This is a genomic window from Nocardia carnea (genome assembly GCF_029869215.1).
In the GTDB taxonomy this organism is placed as follows: Bacteria; Actinomycetota; Actinomycetes; order Mycobacteriales; family Mycobacteriaceae; genus Nocardia; species Nocardia carnea_B.
On the sequence record NZ_JARWPM010000096.1, the window covers coordinates 1 to 15,582 of the forward strand.

At 69.7% G+C, this 15,582-nt stretch carries 13 protein-coding genes; 9 read left to right on the forward strand and 4 right to left on the reverse strand.

Annotated elements, in window-relative coordinates; genetic code table 11:
• Positions 1-297: 297 nt before the first annotated feature.
• Positions 298-627, reverse strand: a complete 330-nt coding sequence (locus tag QH276_RS05285; RefSeq protein ID WP_280398231.1) for a plasmid stabilization protein — start codon at positions 625-627, stop codon at positions 298-300.
• Positions 628-858: 231 nt separating this feature from the next.
• On the reverse strand, positions 859-1,371 hold the full coding sequence (locus QH276_RS05290) for a MarR family winged helix-turn-helix transcriptional regulator (RefSeq protein WP_280398232.1): 513 nt from the start codon (positions 1,369-1,371) through the stop codon (positions 859-861).
• Between the two features lie 85 nt (positions 1,372-1,456).
• Here QH276_RS05290 and QH276_RS05295 point away from each other — a divergent pair, with 85 nt between their 5' ends.
• The 6 genes from QH276_RS05295 (at position 1,457) to QH276_RS05320 (ending at position 6,843) form a co-directional block, all read left to right on the forward strand.
• Positions 1,457-3,502, forward strand: coding sequence for an MMPL family transporter (locus tag QH276_RS05295; protein WP_280398233.1), 2,046 nt, complete (start codon positions 1,457-1,459; stop codon positions 3,500-3,502).
• Between the two features lie 4 nt (positions 3,503-3,506).
• A complete protein-coding gene (locus QH276_RS05300) occupies positions 3,507-3,884 on the forward strand; it encodes a hypothetical protein (RefSeq protein WP_280398234.1) in 378 nt (125 codons plus the stop codon).
• Positions 3,881-4,522, forward strand: coding sequence for a hypothetical protein (locus tag QH276_RS05305; RefSeq protein WP_280398235.1), 642 nt, complete (start codon positions 3,881-3,883; stop codon positions 4,520-4,522). The genes QH276_RS05300 and QH276_RS05305 overlap by 4 nt, the downstream gene beginning before the upstream one ends.
• Complete coding sequence (locus QH276_RS05310; protein ID WP_280398236.1) at positions 4,516-5,019, forward strand: hypothetical protein; 504 nt, start codon at positions 4,516-4,518, stop codon at positions 5,017-5,019. Before QH276_RS05305 ends, QH276_RS05310 begins: the two co-directional genes overlap by 7 nt.
• 136 nt (positions 5,020-5,155) lie before the next feature.
• A complete protein-coding gene (locus QH276_RS05315; protein ID WP_280398237.1) occupies positions 5,156-5,527 on the forward strand; it encodes a VOC family protein in 372 nt (123 codons plus the stop codon).
• Complete coding sequence (locus QH276_RS05320) at positions 5,524-6,843, forward strand: cryptochrome/photolyase family protein (RefSeq protein WP_348536616.1); 1,320 nt, start codon at positions 5,524-5,526, stop codon at positions 6,841-6,843. Before QH276_RS05315 ends, QH276_RS05320 begins: the two co-directional genes overlap by 4 nt.
• 31 nt (positions 6,844-6,874) lie before the next feature.
• On the opposite strand, the gene QH276_RS05325 is transcribed toward QH276_RS05320, so the two are convergent.
• A complete protein-coding gene (locus tag QH276_RS05325) occupies positions 6,875-8,086 on the reverse strand; it encodes a DoxX family protein (RefSeq protein ID WP_280398238.1) in 1,212 nt (403 codons plus the stop codon).
• Positions 8,087-8,577: 491 nt separating this feature from the next.
• Here QH276_RS05325 and QH276_RS05330 point away from each other — a divergent pair, with 491 nt between their 5' ends.
• Positions 8,578-9,546, forward strand: coding sequence for an Acg family FMN-binding oxidoreductase (locus tag QH276_RS05330; RefSeq protein ID WP_280398239.1), 969 nt, complete (start codon positions 8,578-8,580; stop codon positions 9,544-9,546).
• 112 nt (positions 9,547-9,658) lie between these two features.
• Positions 9,659-11,347, forward strand: coding sequence for a bifunctional 3'-5' exonuclease/DNA polymerase (locus QH276_RS05335; RefSeq protein WP_280398240.1), 1,689 nt, complete (start codon positions 9,659-9,661; stop codon positions 11,345-11,347).
• An 85-nt stretch (positions 11,348-11,432) separates the two neighbouring features.
• On the opposite strand, the gene QH276_RS05340 is transcribed toward QH276_RS05335, so the two are convergent.
• On the reverse strand, positions 11,433-11,756 hold the full coding sequence (locus tag QH276_RS05340; RefSeq protein ID WP_280398254.1) for a DUF427 domain-containing protein: 324 nt from the start codon (positions 11,754-11,756) through the stop codon (positions 11,433-11,435).
• A gap of 226 nt (positions 11,757-11,982) precedes the next feature.
• Between QH276_RS05340 and QH276_RS05345 the strand changes: the two genes are divergently transcribed.
• Entirely contained in the window at positions 11,983-15,462 is a 3,480-nt protein-coding gene (locus tag QH276_RS05345) for an indolepyruvate ferredoxin oxidoreductase family protein (protein ID WP_280398241.1), read from the forward strand.
• Positions 15,463-15,582 lie beyond the last annotated feature (120 nt).

Consider the following 15,582-nt stretch of genomic DNA (forward strand, 5'->3'; position numbering starts at 1 on the left):
GAGCACCACCGCGCGTGGCGCCCGGCGCGCCGGGAAACCCGTGGGAGCGGCCGAGTTCGTCCCCGCCGAGGCCGATCTGGACGCCGTCCGGGCGGGCCCGGCGGGCGGCCCCGGCGGGGCCCCGGACCGCCACCCCCCCCCCACCCGGGGCGGGGGCGCGTGGGTTTCCGGGGCGCCGCGGGGCCCCCCGCCCGCGCCCGCCCGGACGGCGTCCAGATCGGCCTCGGCGGGGACGAACTCGGCCGCTCCCACGGGTTTCCCGGCGCGCCGGGTGCCGCGCGCGGTGGTGCTCACGGGCTACGACCGGCCCAGCGCGTCGGCGAGCTCGTCCTTGCTCATCTTCGACCGGCCCTTGATACCGCGGCGCCGGGCCTCGTTATAGAGCTGGTCGCGCGTCTGCCCCTTGGGGCCGCTGCTGTGCGACCGTTTCCCGCCGCGCCGTTGTGGTGACATATCGCGGGTCGATGACCGGCTCGCGGTTTTCGACTGCCCGGATTGGGCGCGATTCTTGTTGACCGTGCGGGCGGCGATCTCCTTGGCGCGTTTTGTCCCCGCGCCCCGGTCCTGCGCCGAATCCTTGATGTGCTCGTACTGCCGTTCCTGTTTGTCGGTCCATTCCTTCGGCATCACACACCTCCTGTCCGGGACCGGTATACCCGCGCGCCACCGCCGCAATCAGCCGTGCCGATCACGGGCGAATCCGCCGGTCACGCCACCGGATGTGACCGGGCGAGCTGCTCGGTGACCCCGTCGATAGTCCTGCAGGCAACAGCCCCCATCTTCTGAAGTGCCCCATCCCGGAGTAGTACCCGTCTGCCGTGGGATACGCGGTCGGAGTTTGCCGGCGGGCGGCGGGGGTCAAGTGCCGGCGCGGGGGCCTTCGGGCAGCGTGCCGTGGTGCTCGCGCATGGCCGCCACCACGGCCTGCAGCACCCGATGGGCGGCGTGGAGATCGGAGGTCGGCAGGGCGGCCATCGCGGCACGGGTGCGGCGGCCGAGCGGGTGGAAGAATTCGCCGGCCACCGCCATTCCGTGCTCGGAGTAGTGCAGCAGCACGCGGCGACGATCGCGCGGGTCGGTTTCGCGGTCGATATGGCCCGAGGCGATCATCCGCTCGACCAGGTAGGTGATCGCGGCCGGTGACAGGCCCATGAGTTCGCGCAGTTGTCCCGCCGTGAGCGGGCGGCCTTCGGCGTCGGCGGTCGCGATATGCATCAACGCGCGGAAATCGGTGCTACGCAACGAATGAGAATGCGCGAACAGGTGGGCGATCTGCTCGGAGATCGCGGTGAGTGCACGGATATCGGTGGCAACAGCGGTCTCGGCGGTTGCGCGGGTTGCGGCATCGGCCGGCTCGCCTGCTGGTGTCACGCGCGGGTGTCCTTCCCTGGTCGGTCAGCGCACCGAGTGTAGTCGTCGTTTGCGAAGTATTTCAGTTTCTGAAATAGTCGGCCGGGTGAACGCCTGGGAGCGCTATGCCGCACTGGTCACCGGCCGCCGTTCGTGGTGGCTTCTCCTCGTTGTCGTCGCCGCGGCCTGCGGCGCGATTCTCGGCGTCGGCAGCAACGACGACGCCGGCCGGGCACCGTCCTCGCTGCCGGAATCATCGGAATCCGCGCAGGTGAAAGCTGCGGTGGCCGAATTCCCCGGGGGTGCCGACGCGCCGGTCATCCTGGTGATCAGCCGGGTCGACGACGGTCCGCTCACCGCGGCGGACACCCGAGCGGCCGAGGGTGCCGTCGTCACCATCGCGGGTACGGACGACGGCGGCCCCCGGCTCGTGGTCGCGCCCGACGGCAGGGCCGCGCTGGGCCGGGCGAGCGTTTCGGCCGACCTCAGTGGCGAAGCCCTCACCGAGGAAATCGGCCGCCTCCGCGATACGGCGGCGCAACACACACCACCGGGCCTGACCGTGCAGATCACCGGTGGTCCGGCGTTCGGGGCCGATATCGCCGATTCGTTCGCCGGCGCGGATGTGACCCTGCTGGCGGTCACCGCGCTGGTGGTCGCGCTGCTCCTGATCGTCACCTACCGGTCCCCGGTGCTGTGGCTGTTGCCGTTGCTGGTGATCGGTCTCGCGGACCGGACGGCCACCAGTGCCGGCACCGCACTCGCCCGGCTCACCGATCTGAGTTTCGACGGCTCCACCTCGGGCATCACCAGCGTTCTCGTCTTCGGGGCGGGCACGAATTACGCGTTGCTGCTGGTCTCGCGGTATCGCGACGAACTGCACCGCTACCCCGATCACCGCCGCGCGTTGCGGGAGGCGGTGCGCCGCGCCGGTCCGGCCATTCTGGCCAGCAATATCACCGTGGTGCTCGCTCTGTGCACCCTGTTGCTGGCGACCCTGCCGAACACCCGGTCGCTGGGGTTGATGGCCGCGGCCGGATTGCTGGTCGCCGTGGTTTTCGTCCTGGTGGCGCTACCGCCGGCGCTGGCGCTGTGCGGCCGGAACGTGTTCTGGCCCTTCGTTCCCCGCCTGCGCGACGACGACATCACCGAACACGGCGTCTGGCATCGCATCGCGACCCGGGTGGTCGCCCGGCCGGTGGCCGTGGCGGCGGCCGCGATCGTGGTACTGCTCGGCTGCTGCGCCGGGCTGCTCGGCGTATCCATCGGCCTGTCGCAGACCGAGCAGTTCCGGGTGCAGGCGGAATCCGTCGACGGGCTCGATACGCTGGCCGCGCATTTCCCGTCCGGCTCCTCGGATCCGACGATCGTGCTCGCTCGCGCGGGCACCGCGGACCAGGTGCGCCGGGCATTGGCGACGGTACCGGGGATCTCGGCCGCGAATCCCGCCGGGAGTCATGCGGGTACGGACCGCTGGACGGTAACCCTCGATGCCGCACCGGAATCCGCGCAGGCCTTCGACACGATCGAGCTGATGCGCTCGGCGCTGGCGGGGGAGCCCGCGACGGACGCGCTCGTCGGCGGCAGCGACGCCCAGGCTCTCGACACCCGCGACGCCGCGCGCCGCGACCAGTTCCTCGTCATTCCGCTGATCCTGGTGATGGTCTTCGCGGTGCTGCTGGCCCTGCTGCGCGCCCTGCCTGCCGCGGTGCTGCTCATCGCGGTCACCGTGCTGAGCGCGCTGGCGGCCATCGGTCTGGGCGGCCTGGTCGGTACCCACCTGTTCGGATTCCCGGCATTGGACACCACGACACCGCTTTTCGCATTCCTCTTCCTGGTCGCACTGGGTGTCGACTACACCATTTTCCTGGTCACCCGGGCACGTGAGGAAACCCCTGGGCACGGGACCGTGGGCGGTATGGTCCGCGCGGTGTCGGCGACGGGTGCGGTGATCACCAGCGCGGGCATCGTTCTCGCCGCGGTGTTCTGTGTCCTCGGTGTACTGCCGCTGATCACGCTCACCCAGCTCGGCATCATCGTCGGGATCGGTATCGTCCTGGACACGTTCCTGGTGCGGACCGTGGTCATCCCGGCACTGTTCACCGTCGTCGGCCGGAAGGTCTGGTGGCCCAGCGCGCTCGCGCACAAGTGAAACGGTGCTGCGGCGCACACTCGACTTCCGCAACCCCGGGGATCTGGCGCTGACCAGGGTGAGCGAGCATGCGGTGTGGGCCGGGACCGCCCCGGAGAGCTTCCTGTACAACACCGGACGCCCCGGTCCGGTGCCGTTCGCGGAGCTGGAACGGATCGGGGTCGCCGGGTTCTACGGCCGCGGCTGCTATCTCGACCTCCCGGTCGGGACCCGGGTGATCCACACCATCGGGCGTACGGCGGCACCGATCGATTACGAGTACCGGCTCGGTGACGGCCGCGTGCTGGTGCACGGCGGTAACGATCTGCTGCAATTCGCCACCGCCGCCCGCGGTACCGGACATATGCGCGAACAGATCCTGCGCTGGCTGGCGGCCGCATGAGTATCCCCGACACCACGATCGCTTTCCTGCACGGCGGTAGTCACGCCCCGCTCGCCACCCTCGCCGATACAGCGCTGGCGCCCTACCGGATCCGCGGGGTCCACGTGCGCACCGGCGCGCTCACCGAGCTCGCCGACGCCGAGGTGATCGTGGTGAGCGACCGGTTGCGCAGCGATCTGCTGCGCCGGTGGGCCGCCCCGATTCTCGCGGCGCTCGACCGGGGCGCCACCGTGCTCGTCTTCGGTGAGAACTCCGTCGGCACGTGGCTGCCCGGTGTGCGGGAGGAGAGCCGGCCCACCGTGTTCTGGTGGTGGCGCACCGGCGAGGACCACCGGCTGCGGCTCCGGGCGCCCGAACATCCCGCGTGGAAGTTCTTCGCGCAGCGGGCCGTCGTCTGGCACTACCACGGCGTGCTGGAACCACCGGCCGGCGCGGTGAGTCTGGTGGATCTGCACACCGAGAACGGCGACCGCGACGGTTCCATCCTCTATATCGATGAAACCTCCACTGCGGGAACACTTCTGGTGACGACGATGGACCCGGTGTACCACCACGGCTCCGGTTTCATGCCGGGCGCCACCCAACTCCTCTACTCGACGCTCTACTGGGCTACCGCCGGAAGAAGGAACCGATGCTGACCGTCCTGGAATCCGGTGTGCCGATATCGATTTCGTACGACGACCTGATGAAGTACCACGGCCCGGGGTTCCCCGGCGGCGTCGCGCACGCCTACTGTGCCTTGCGGTATGCCGTGGCGCTGTTCGGCGAGGTCGAACGGCGCGAGGTCACGGTGCGGACCGCGTTTCCCGGACCGGGTGGCCGGGATGCCGTCGAAATGGCGCTGCGTGCGGTGACAGAAGGGCGCTACACCGTCGACCCGCAGCTGGCGGCGACGTCGCGCGGCGCCACACTCGCCCGCTACATCTGGGAATTCACCTATCGGGGCCGGACGGTGCCGCTGCGCCTGCGGGATGCCGGATTCGTCACCGCCGAGTTCATCGCTCTCGGCGCGAAACCCGACCGGACCGGGGCCGAGGAAATCCGGCTGACGGTGCTGAAACAGGAGATGGCCGATCGGCTGTTGTCCGCCGAGGTGGACGCGGTCTACGAGGAGATCCCACCGGCGACACGCTGACGGGAGCCACCGCTGCGGCCCGCGCGCGAACTAGGGTCGGAGCCGGCCCGGTCGAGCCGCCACTCGCCGGGTGGGTTTTCCCGGCTCGCGTGCGGGTACGCGGTCACCGTCATCCGGTTCGGAAGGAGGGGCACATATGGCTGCCGAAGGTGTCGAGGGTTTGCGGACAGTGGTACTGGACTGCCCGGACCCGTGGAAACTGTCCGAGTTCTATCTCGGCCTGCTCGGCGGGGAGATCGTCCGGCCGGAAAGCGACGACACCTGGGTCGCCATGGAGGACCCGCACGGGCGCCGCCTCGCCTTCCAGCTCTCCCCGGAGTACCGGCCGCCGCGCTTCCCCGATCCGGCCGGCTCGCAGCAGATTCATCTGGACATCCGGGTCAGCGATGTGGAGGTGGCCGAGCCCGCGGTGCTGGCGCTGGGTGCCACCCTCATCCAGACCACCGAAACGTTCCGGGTGTACACCGACCCGGTGGGACACACTTTCTGCCTGGTCTGGCTGGAGTGACCGCGCCCGCGGTCGCCCTGTTCACCCGGGATCTGCGGGTGCGAGACAACCCGGTACTCACGGCGGCGTATCGCGCCGGGGGAGCGGTGGTCCCGTTGTTCGTCCTCGACGAGGCCATCCTGGTGCGCCGGGCATGCCCGCCCAATCGCGCCCATTTCCTGGCGACCGCGCTGAGCGAACTCGACACCGAACTGCGCGCGCTCGGCGGGCGGCTGGTCGTGCGCTCCGGTGACGTGGCCGAACAGGTCGCGCGGGTGGCAGCCGAGACCGGTGCCGCGACGGTGCACATCGCCGCGGACGTCAGTGCCTACAGCCGGGGCCGCGAGGAGCGGCTGCGGCAGCGCTTGTCCCGGGACCGGCGCGAACTGTGCGTGCACCGGCATTCGGTGACCGTGCTCGCACCCGGCGAGTCGGCACCGGCCGGCCGTGACCACTACGCCGTCTTCACCCCGTACTTCCATCGCTGGACCGCCGCGCAACGGCGGGCACCACTACGCGCGCCACGTCGGCTCGAGCTACCCGCGATCGACCCCGGAGCGCTCCCGCGGCCGGGCGACCTCGCCGTCGGCGACCGTTCCCCGGACCTGTCCGTCGGCGGGGAAACCACGGGCCGGAGAATTGTGCGCGACTGGCTTTCCCACGGAATCACCGAATACGCCCGCGACAGCGACGACCTCGCCGCCGACGCCACCTCCCATCTGTCGCCCTACCTGCACTTCGGTTGTCTCTCACCGGCCGAACTGGTGCACCGCACAAATGGTTCGACCGCGGGTGGCGCGGCCTTCCTCCGGCAGCTGGCCTGGCGGGATTTCCACCACCAAGTCCTGGCCGCCCGCCCCCGCGCGGCATGGCACGACTACCGGGACCGCGAGATCCGCTGGCGCACAGACGAACAGGCGGTGCAGGCATGGACGCAGGGCCGCACCGGGTTCCCGATCGTCGACGCCGGAATGCGCCAGCTACACGCCCAGGGCTGGATGCCGAACCGCGCCCGGCTGATCGCCGCGAGCTTCCTGGCCAAATCCCTCCGCGTGGATTGGCGCATCGGTGCCCGGCATTTCCGGTACTGGCTGGTGGACGCCGACCTCGCGAACAACCAGCTCAACTGGCAGTGGGTCGCGGGCACCGGGAACGACACCCGGCCGAACCGGGTGCTGAACCCGCTGCGCCAGGCCGACCGCTACGACCCCGACGGTAGCTACGTACGCCGCTGGATTCCCGAACTGGCCGACCTGGAAAGCCTGGCTGTGCACCGGCCGTGGCGGAGCACCGTCGCCCACTATCCCGCGCCGATAATCGAATGCCCGGGCATGTGAGGCATGCCCGGGCAGGTTCGACAACGGGTGATCAGCGGCGTTTCGCTTTGTCCGCCTGAGCTTTCCGGTACGCCTTCTTCAGCTGTGCACGCTGTTTGTCCATCTGCGCGCGCTGTTTCTCCAGTTGCGCCCGCTGCTCCTTGACGACGGCCGCCAGTTCACCGCCCCGATGCTTCGAATAATCGGCAAGCCCGGCGGCGCGGTTCTTGGCGGCCCCGGTCAGTTCCGGGCCGCGGGTCTGCGCGGCATCCGCGAGTTCGCTGCCGCGGTGTTTCGCGGCTTCGGCCAGTTCGGCCGCCCGGCTCTTCGCCGTATCCGCCCACACCGGGCCGCGTGTCTGCGCCGTATCGGCGAGTTCACCGCCACGGTTCTTGGCGGCTTCTGCCAGTTCCGCGGCACGGTTCTTCGCGGTCTCCTTCCAGACCGGGCCCCGGGCCTGCGCGGTATCGGCCAGTTCGCTACCGCGGTGTTTCGCGACATCGGCCAGTTCACCACCCCGTTGCTTCGCCACATCCGCCAGCTCGGCGCCCCGGTGCTTGGCGATATCCGCCCATTCCGACCCGCGATGCTTCGCGGCCTCCGCCCAGCCCGGGCCGCGTTCCCGGGCGACCTCGGCGAGTTCGGCGCCTTTACCGGCGACGGTGCCCGCGAGCTCCTGCCCCCGGCTCGCGGCGGTACCCGCGAACTCCTGGCCGCGCTCCGCGGCCTGCTGCAACTGGTGGCGCACCGCCTCGCCGGTGCCGTTGCCACCCGACGCGCCGAGCGGCAGCGCGGTGCCGACCGTGGCCGCGGCCCGGCGCGCGGCGCGGCGGCCCCGCCAGCCCAGCGACGGTTTACCCGCGGTATCCGCGGCGGCGATCATCAAACCGCCCAGCAGCCCCATATCCTTGAGGAACGCCGTCCGCTTCGCGGCCTTGCGTTCGGGGTCGGTCTCGGCCCAGAAGTTCTGTTCGGTGACGGTCGCCGGCACCACTGTCGCAGCCAGCAGAAGTGCCGCCGGTCGTGGTGCCTTCCCCAGCGCCAGCAGAGTGCCGCCCGCGATCTGGACCGCTGCGGTGACCTTCACCAGCATGTCCGGGTCGGAGGGAAGGGACGATGCGACATTCGACGGCAGCGTTTCCTGCCCCTTCGCCACCAGATTCGACGCTTCCTGGACCCGTGATTGCGGATGCATCAGGGTTTCGACGCCGTTCGCGACGAACGTACTCGCCAGCAGCGGCCGGGCAAGCCGACGTATCAGCATGGTGTGCATCCCTTTCCTCGGTGTATCGCATCTGTCACAGCCGGAAACCAGGGGTGGTTGCCCAGCGTACTGGCGATCTACCCGGCATTCGGTGCGGGAAACAGCGCACCGGCCCGCGTGTCGCGACAGCCGGCCGCCGAGGACCGTCCGGTCACCGCCCGCGGGGACCGGCATGGCCGATCTCACAAAACCTCCTGGATGCCTATACCGGCAGGTCGGCCGATTCCGGAATCGGCACCCGCTCCGCGGGATTCGCCGAACCTCCCGTGGCGGGTATATCGCGGAGGCTGCGGTCGCGGCCGGGTAACTCCGTGCCCCCTCCGCCTTGTCGGCCTACCCTGGTAATTAGCGCAAATTCAAAACCTCCGCGACCCGGTCGCCGACTGCGGGCGGAGGTAGGGCGTCGTCCCGGTGGAAGCCGCACGAGCCACCCGCCGGGCGTGACGACGGATTCCTCGAAAACCCGTATGTGACCGGAAGGACACACCAGAATGCTCTCCGCGATCCCGGATCGTGAGGCCATCGATATCGCGCTCGGTCTCGCCGTCCGCGCGCCGTCCGTGCACAACACCCAGCCGTGGCGCTGGCGGCCGACCCCCACCGGGATCGAGCTCCTCGCCGATACCGGCCGCCACCTCACCGAAACCGACCCGTTCCAGCGCGCGCTGATCATCAGCTGCGGCGCGGCGCTGCACCATCTGCGTATCGGACTGTCCGCCCTGAGCTGGGCCACAACCGTGGACTACTGCCCGAACCCCGACGATCCCACGCATCTGGCCACCGTGCACACCACCCGGCAACGCCCCACCCCCGCTCAGATCGACCAGGCCGCCGCCATTCTGCTGCGCCGCACCGATCGCCGCCGGTACCTGCCCCGCCCGATCCCGGCCCGCCACATCCGCGCCCTGGCCACCCAGGCCTCCGCGTTCGGAGCCGCTGTCCGCCAGGTGCCGGATCCGCTGCTACCGCGTCTCGCGGACCCGATGCGCCGGGCGGCCGACCTGCACCGCACCGATACCGGTTACCAGCGCGAAATCGCCCGCTGGAGCGGCCCGGGCCGCCGGGTCGACGGTGTCCCGTCCCGGAACGCTCCCGCACCCCGCCGTCCCGGGGAAATCCCGGTACGGAGCTTCGCCGCCCCGGCGCTGCTGGATCCCGCCGACCTGCCGGACGGGGCCCAATGGCTGGTCGTGGGCACCCCGCACGACGATCGCCGCGCCCAGTTGCGCGCCGGTGAAGCGATCAGCGCCCTGCTGCTGACCGCGACCGGGCTCGGTCTGGCGACGAGCCTGCAGACCGAACCGCTCGGCATGCTCGACTGCCGCCGCGAAATCCGTACCGGACTTCTGCACGACTGCGCCTACCCCCAGGCCATGGTCCGGGTCGGCTGGACTTCCGGCGGCGCGGGACCGCTCGCCGAAACACCACGCCGCCCGGTGGAGGACGTACTCGCCGCCTGACCTGGGCAGGACTTGCCGCCCGAGTGTTCTCCGGTTCACAAGGGCGAGCGCCGCCCTCAATTGCCGATACCTGGATATGCGCATCCAACCATGAAGGCCGACCCTGTCGGAGGTGGGTGCCAAACTCTGGAACGTGCGGTGGGCGGTGGCGGAATCCGAGGACGGTGGCGCCTATCTGTGTCCGCTCGGCCCGGACGGCCGGCCCGCCGGGGCGGTGGTCCACGAGCGCTCGCTCGCCGACGCCGTGCGGTCGCGCCCCGAGGTCGAGCGGTGGGTGTGGCGGTCCACCGCCGGTATCTACCGAGCCCTGCTGGCGGTGGGGGTCCGGGTCGAGCGCTGCTACGACGTGGAGGCCGCGGAGGCGATCCTGATCGGATACGAGGAGGGTCAGGCGGGGCAGCCCCGTTCACTGGCGGCCGCCTGGGCACGACTTCACAACTTGCCGGTCCCGCCGGACGCCCCCGTTCGGGCCGCCGAGACCCAGCCCTCGCTGTTCGAATCGGGCCCGGTGCCGCTACCGGCCGGGGTGGACGGATTCACCGCGCTGCTGGAGGTCTACGCGGGTCAGCTCGCCCGGACGGCCGCGACGGAACACCCGGAACGGATACGGCTGCTGCTGGCCGCGGAGTCGGCGGGCATGCTGATCGCGGCGGAGATGTCGCGGGCCGGGATACCGTGGCGCGCCGATATCCACCGCGCCATGCTCGACACACTGCTGGGCGAGCGCTACCCGGGGGGAGCGGAACCGCGCCGGATGGCGGAACTGGCCGACGAGGTGTCGCGCGCTTTCGGTGCCAGGGTCCGGCCGGATCTGCCCAACGACATCATCAAGGCCTTCGCCCGCGCCGGAATCCAGTTGTCGTCCACCCGCAAATGGGAATTGCAGCGCGTGGAACATCCGGCGGTGGGTCCGCTGCTGGCCTACAAGACGCTGTACCGCCTGTATACCGCCCATGGCTGGTCCTGGCTGGAGCAATGGGTGCACGGTGGGCGGTTCCGGCCCGAATACCTGCCCGGCGGAACGGTTTCCGGCCGCTGGACCACCAACGGCGGGGGTGCGCTGCAGATCCCGAAAACGATTCGCCGGGCCATCCGTGCCGACCCGGGCTGGTGCCTGGTGGTCGCCGACGCCGACCAACTGGAGCCACGCGTGCTGGCCGCCGTCTCGCGCGATCCCGGGCTGATGGAAGCGGCCGGCCGGGGCGACGATCTGTACGCGGATCTGGCGGCCCGCGGCTTCGGCGGCGATCGTGCGCAGGCCAAACTCGCGCTACTGGGCGCCATCTACGGCCAGACCTCCGGCGACGCCCTGACCCATCTGGCGGGTCTGCGCCGCCGCTATCCGGCCGCAGTGGCCTATGTCGACGAGGCGGCGCGGGCCGGTGAAGAGGGCCGGTTGGTGCGCACCTGGCTCGGGCGGACCTGTCCGCCGGTATCGGTCGTCGCCCCGGAACAGCAGGATTTGTCCGGCGACAACCCCGCGGCGTACGGCACCACTTCGGCGGCACGCGCCCGCGGCCGTTTCACCAGGAACTTCGTGGTGCAGGGCAGCGCCGCCGAATGGGCACTGCTCGTCCTGGCGGGCCTGCGGCACGCGATGTCCAGCGCCGGTCTCCGCGGCGAACTCGTGTTCTTCCAGCACGACGAGGTGATTGTGCACTGCCCGGCCGAGGAAGCGACCCGGGTCGTCGAGATGATCACCACCGCCGCGGAGAACGCGGGCCGGCTGACCTTCGGGCCGACACCGGTGCGGTTTCCGGTCACCACCGCGGTGGTGGAATGCTATGGCGACGCCAAGTAGATCCCGCGGCGGTTTCGAGATCAGCGACCGGTTCGTTTCCGGGCTGTTCTACTGCGGCCGCTCACCCTCGAACGCGGTGGTGCGCTCAGAGTCCGTCGTCGCCGCCTGCATCGTTGTGCCCGGGCTCGCCGGACACCTCCACACCGTTCCCGAAAGCAACGTGGTTCTTGATCCGCCGCGCCAAGGGGCTCGGGTTCGGGTAGTACCAGCCCGCGTCCGGGTTGACCGCTTCGCCGACGGTCACCGTGTAGTAATGCGCCACGCCCTTCCAGGGGCACAGCGTCTTCGTCCGGCTGTCGCCGAAGTACCTCCGGTGCAGCGATTCGGGCGGGAAGTAGTGGTTGCCTTCCACTCGCACCGTATGCGGGCTTTCGGCGAGCACCGCACCGTTCCAGACCGCGCGAATCACGAGGGTGAGCCCGGCCCGCTCATTTCCGTCATAACCCAACGGTAGCGGCTCTGCCGTCGGCGGGTGACTGTGCCAATTGCAGTGAACGTCCGGTGACATGAGTCACTGAATAGGGCCATTGGTATCTGAATATCGAAAGTGATTGACCGGCGATGGCTGCATATCGCACCTTGATGGGACCGAATGTGTACCTCTGGTGCGTGAATGGTGAAGGCGGTGCTGTGCTGTGACTCAGGTGAACGAAACCCGGCCGGTGGTGGTCTCCGACGATCTGTCCGCCAGGTATCGCACGTCCTCGGGCCCGGTACTGCTGACCGGTGTACAGGCGATCGCACGTCTGCTGGTGGAACAGCACGAGCGTGACCGGCGCGCCGGAAAGCGGACCGCCACCTTCGTCTCCGGTTACCAGGGCAGCCCGCTGGCGGGCTTGGACCGGTTGCTGGCCGGCATCCCCGAACTGGCCGGCGAACACGAGGTGCGGCTGGTGCCCGGGGTCAACGAAGAGCTGGCGGCGACCGCGGTCTGGGGGAGTCAGCTCGAACTCCCGAAGGGTACGCGTACCCACGACGGGATCGTGGGGGTGTGGTACGGCAAGGGACCCGGCCTGGACCGGGCCAGTGATGCCCTGCGGCACGCGGCCATGTACGGCGCGCACCCCACAGGTGGTGCACTGGCGCTCGTCGGTGACGACCCGGCCGCGAAGTCGTCCTCGGTCCCGGCCGCGAGTGAGCGGTCGCTGGCGGCGTTGTCGATGCCGGTCTTCTTCCCGCGCAATGCCGAAGAGGTCATCGCCTTCGGGATGTACGCGATCGCGCTGTCCCGGGCGTCGGGATGCTGGCCGGCACTGAAACTGGTTGCCGATGTCGCCGACGGTCTGTGGACGCTGAACCGGGATTTCCACGATTTCGCCGTCACGGTGCCGGAAGTCGTATGGGAGGGACGTCCGTGGACCTACCGGCAGCGGGTGCTCGCGGCGCCGCCGGACAGTGTGCTGGCCGAAGCCGACCTCTACGGTCCGCGCTGGACCATGGTGGAAGCCTTCGGCGCGGTCAACGAGATCGACCGGATCGAAGTGAACCCGGCGCACGCGTGGCTGGGTATCGTCGCGGTCGGTACCGCCTACGACTCGGTCCGCGAAGCGCTGTCGGAACTCGGCCTCTCCGAAGCCGGACTGCACCGAGCGGGTATCCGGATCCTGCGGGTCGGCATGCCCTACCCGCTGGGTGCCGCCAAGGTCCGGGAGCTGGCCGACGGGGTGGAGACGCTGCTGGTGGTCGAGGACAAGACCGCGTTCGTCGAAGCGCAGGTGAAGGAGATCCTCTACGGCCGCAGCGCGGCGCCGCGGGTTCTCGGTAAACGCGATGGTGCGGGCCTGCTGCTGGTTCCGCCGGACGGTGAACTGACCGCGGCGCGGCTGCGTACCCCGTTGCGCAGAATTCTCGGCGGCCGCGTGGACGTGCTCGCCCCGCCCCCGCCACCACTGGAGTTGACGGTACTGTCCACCAAGCGGACGGCGTACTTCTGTTCCGGCTGCCCGCACAATCGCTCCACCGCGGTTCCCGAAGGGTCGCTGGCGGGCGGCGGTATCGGCTGCCACACGCTGGTCACCATGTCTTCCCGCACGGACTCCCAGGTCACCGGGCTGACGCAGATGGGTGGTGAGGGTGCGCAATGGATCGGTCAGGCCGCGTACACCGACGTCGAGCACATCTTCCAAAATGTCGGCGACGGAACGTATTTCCATTCCGGTCAACTCGCGGTCCAGGCCTGCGTGGCCGCCGGAGTGAACATCACCTACAAGATCCTCTACAACGCCGCCGTCGCCATGACCGGCGCGCAGGACGCCGAAGCCGGGCTGACTGTTCCGCAGCTGACGCATAAGCTCGCCGCCGAAGGCGTCGCGAAGATCATCGTGTGCGCGGAGGAGCCGGAACGGCACCGCGGGGCGTCCTTCGCGCCGGGAGTGCTGGTGTGGGATCGGGATCGGCTCGACGAGGCCCAGCGATTGCTCCGCGATATCAAAGGCGTGACCGTACTGATCTACGACCAGCAGTGCGCCGCCGAAGCGCGCCGCAAACGCAAACGGGGCACCCTGCCGGTGCGGCGCACCCGAGTGATCATCAACGAAGCCGTCTGCGAAGGCTGCGGTGACTGCGGGGTGAAGAGCAACTGCCTGTCCGTTCAGCCGGTCGATACCGAGTTCGGCCGAAAGACCAGGATCGACCAGACCGGTTGCAACACCGACTATTCGTGCCTCGACGGCGACTGCCCGTCCTTCGTGACCGTCGAACTGCCGGAGAAACCGGTCGCACGAACCGGGCCGGGGGCACCCGCGCCGCCCGAGGTCGCCGAACCGGTCCTGCCAGCGCTCGGTGCGGGTCCGCACAATATCTTCCTGGCGGGTGTCGGCGGCACCGGGATCGTGACGGTCAACCAAGTCCTCGGCATGGCCGGGTTGCGTGCGGGCCTGCACGTCGAAGGGCTGGATCAGACCGGGCTCAGCCAGAAAGCCGGCCCGGTCACCTCACATCTGCGGCTCGGCGCCGAGCCGGTGGCCGCGTCGAACCGGGTCGGCCCGTCCACCGCGGACTGCATCCTGGCCTTCGACCTGCTGACCGCGGCGGACGCCGGGAACGCGGGATACGGCAACCCGGACCGTACCGTCACGGTGGCCTCGACCAGCCGGACGCCGACCGGGGATATGGTCTACGACCCCGCCGTCGGCTACCCCGCCGACAACGAACTGCTCGGACGCCTGGACGCGTCCTGTCACACGTTGACCACCTTCGACGCGCTGGCCGCCGCCGAGGCCTTGTTCGGGAACACGGCCGCAGCCAATTTCCTGCTCGTCGGTGCGGCGTACCAGTTGGGCGGCCTGCCGATACCCGGTACCGAGATCGAGAAGGCGATCGCACTCAACGCAGTGGCGGTGGCGGCGAATCAGGCGGCGTTCCGCTGGGGTCGCGTTGCCGTCGCCGACCCCGCGATGTTCCGGGCGGTCACCGAGTCCGAGCGGGCCGGCCGGCGCAGTGACACCGCGGTCCCCACCCATCTGCTGAGTGGGCTGACCGTCACCGGCGCGGCCCGGGAATCGATCGAACGCCGGGCGGCCCAGCTTGTCGCCTATCAAGGCGAGAACATCGCGGCGCGCTACCTCGCCACCGTCCAGCGGGTATGGGAGGCCGAGCAGGCGCTCGGCGACCGCGCGGAGTTCACCGCAGCGGTGGCTCACGGTCTGCACAAGCTGATGGCCTACAAGGACGAGTACGAGGTCGCCCGGATGCTCACCGATCCCGCCTTCGCGGACGCGGTGCGCGCGGCCGTCCCCGGGGCGGAAAAGCTGACCTACCGGCTGCATCCGCCGGTGCTGAAGGCCCTGGGCCGGAAGAAGAAGATCGGTATGGGTCCGCGCAGCCATATCGTGTTGAAGGCGCTGGCCAAGGGCAAGGTACTGCGTGGGACGGTGTGGGATCCGTTCGGATACACCCGGATGCGCCGGTTGGAGCGGACGCTGGCGGCTCACTACGAATCGATGGTGCTCGGGCTCGCCCGAGATCTGCGGCCGGACAACCACGCGACCGCCGTTTCGGCCGCCGCGGCCGCCGACCGTATCCGGGGCTACGAAGACGTGAAACTGCGCAATGTCGAGAACTACGTGACCGAGCTCCGCTCACTCGGAATGGACGTCACCAGCCTGATCAGGTGAGTGTTCGATCGGTGAGTGGCCGGTGCGGCGCTGTCGGTGCAGGGTGTGGTGGGGTTCGGGCGCGAGGAATACGATGAGTCCAATTGCTCGGTAATCGCCGTTGATGGCATGCCAGTGGAA

What these genes read in the sequence shown, in the direction of transcription:
- QH276_RS05285 (WP_280398231.1), bottom strand. Translation starts at nt 627, where the DNA reads ATGCCGAAGGAATGGACCGACAAACAGGAACGGCAGTACGAGCACATC.
- QH276_RS05305 (WP_280398235.1), top strand. Translation starts at nt 3,881, where the DNA reads ATGAGTATCCCCGACACCACGATCGCTTTCCTGCACGGCGGTAGTCAC.
- QH276_RS05310 (WP_280398236.1), top strand. Translation starts at nt 4,516, where the DNA reads ATGCTGACCGTCCTGGAATCCGGTGTGCCGATATCGATTTCGTACGAC.
- QH276_RS05315 (WP_280398237.1), top strand. Translation starts at nt 5,156, where the DNA reads ATGGCTGCCGAAGGTGTCGAGGGTTTGCGGACAGTGGTACTGGACTGC.
- QH276_RS05325 (WP_280398238.1), bottom strand. Translation starts at nt 8,086, where the DNA reads ATGCTGATACGTCGGCTTGCCCGGCCGCTGCTGGCGAGTACGTTCGTC.
- QH276_RS05330 (WP_280398239.1), top strand. Translation starts at nt 8,578, where the DNA reads ATGCTCTCCGCGATCCCGGATCGTGAGGCCATCGATATCGCGCTCGGT.